General features: G+C 72.5%; 2 protein-coding genes and 1 pseudogene. All 3 read left to right on the plus strand.

The window, feature by feature from the left end; genetic code table 11:
• Positions 1–578 (plus strand): S49 family peptidase (locus B9G38_RS16460; protein WP_143415571.1); only part of this gene is annotated, 578 nt, incomplete at its 5' end.
• An 85-nt stretch (positions 579–663) separates the two neighbouring features.
• On the plus strand, positions 664–1,800 hold the full coding sequence (locus B9G38_RS16465) for a DUF373 family protein (protein WP_086221096.1): 1,137 nt from the start codon (positions 664–666) through the stop codon (positions 1,798–1,800).
• A 75-nt stretch (positions 1,801–1,875) separates the two neighbouring features.
• A pseudogene (locus B9G38_RS16470) lies at positions 1,876–2,059 on the plus strand (shikimate dehydrogenase); the annotation flags it as partial.

A 2,059-nucleotide genomic window follows, 5' to 3' on the forward strand; every position in this document is an offset into this window, starting at 1 on the left:
CGGTGGCGTACGCGACCGACACCTGCGCGTCCGGCGGCTACTGGATCGCGGGCGGCTGCGACGAGCTGTGGGCGCGCGAGGCGAGCCTCGTCGGCTCCATCGGCGTCGTCGGCTCCCGGCCGAACGCGAAGGGGCTCGCGGACAAGCTCGGGATCTCCTACGAGCAGTTCACCGCCGGCGAGTACAAGGACGCCGGCGTCCCGCTGAAGGAGATCGAGGAGGACGAGCGCGAGTACCTCCAGGGGATCATCGACGGCTACTACGAGCAGTTCGTCGAGACCGTGAGCGAGGGGCGCGACATGGACCCCGAGGATATCCGGGAGACGGAGGCCCGCGTCTACCTCGGCGACGACGCCGCGGAGATGGGGCTCGTCGACGAGCTGGGGACCGAAGACGACGTCGAGGACCGGCTCGCCGATCTGATCGGCGCCGAGCCCGAAGTGCGCGAGTTCACCCCGGAGCGCGGGCTCGCCGAGCGGCTCGGCATCGGCGCCGAGCGCGTCGGGTTCGCGGCCGGGAGCGGCGTCGCGGGCGTCTTCGCCGACGACGGCGGCGACGTCGACGTGGAGTTACGGTAACGGCCGGCGGAGCGCCCGGGAAGGCTGAACCGCACGCGGCGACCGACGGGGAGGATTTTTGTCCGGTCGCGGTGTGGGACGACACGTGACGACGCTGGTCATCTGCGTCGACCGGTCCGGGGCGATCGGTCGCGCCACCAACGTCCCGATGCCCGTCGCCGGGTGGGAGGCCGTCCGGTCGCTGGTCACGGACGCCGGGCTGGACGACCCCGAGGACGCCAGCGTCAACTGCCTGCTGGAGTCGCTGCGCGTCGCGCGGGACCTCCGGGACGAGCGCGAGGAGTCGGTCGTGGCGGTCGTCTCCGCCGAGAGCGACACCGCGGTGGGCGCCGACCGGTCGATCGCGGCCCAGCTCGACGACCTCGTGGACCGGTACGACCCCCGGGCCGCGATCGTCGTCGTCGACTCCGCCGAGGACGAGCGCGTCCTCCCGGTCGTCGAGTCGCGGATCCCCGTCGACTCCGTCGACCGCGTCGTCGTCCGGCAGGCCCGCGACATCGAGTCCACCTACTACCTGCTCAAGCAGTTCCTCGCCGACGAGCAGCTGCGGTCGACGATACTCGTCCCCATCGGCGTCGCGCTGCTCCTGTTGCCCGCGCTGTTCTACTGGTTCTCCGCCGCCGAGGCGGTCGCGGGCGTCGCCGGCCTGCTCGGCGCCGCGCTCCTTTATAAGGGGCTCGCGATCGACCGGTTCGTGGCGGGGATGCCGGAGCGCGTCCGCGAGGCGCTGTACGCCGGGCAGGTGTCGGTCGTGACGTACGTCGTCGCCGGCGGGCTCGCCCTGGTCGGCGGGTTCTTCGGCTTCCTCGCGGCCTCGGAGCTGGACCCCGGATCGCCCCGCCTCGTCGAGGTCGTGGAGTTCACCTACGCCGCGGTCCCGTGGTTCGCGCTCGCGGGCGTCACCGCGGCAGTCGGACGGCTGCTCGACGAGCTGATCCGCGACGAGGGGATCCGGACGCCGTACCTCAACCTCCCGTTCGTCATCGCCGCGGTCGCCCTGGTCGTCCGCGGGTTCGCCGGCTACTTCCTCGCGCAGGAGGCGATCCACGAGCCGCTGTCGATGTACGGGATGACGCTGACGCCGGTCCAGCAGCTCGCGGCGTTCATCGTCGGCGGCATCGTCGTGTCGCTGGTCGGCGTCAAGGTCGCCAGCGACGTCGGCACGGAGACCCTCGAAGACGTCATCGACGCGGAGCGGGACGCCGAGGGACAGCGGGAGTAGGGGCGGACCGGACCGCCCGGACCCGGATCGAAGCCGACCGACCGCCTTTTGTCGGTCGCGGCCGCGTGAGCGGGCATGGACGTGTACGGACTGATCGGGAACCCGGTCGGCCACTCGCTGTCGCCGCCGATGCACGAGGCGGGCTACGAGGCGCTCGGCCTCGACGCGCGGTACGTCACCTTCGAGCCGGACGCCGACGCCGCGGCCGCCGCGATCGCGGGCGCCGCCGACCTCGGCGTGGCGGGCCTCAACGTCACGG

The organism is Halorubrum sp. SD612, assembly GCF_002135005.1.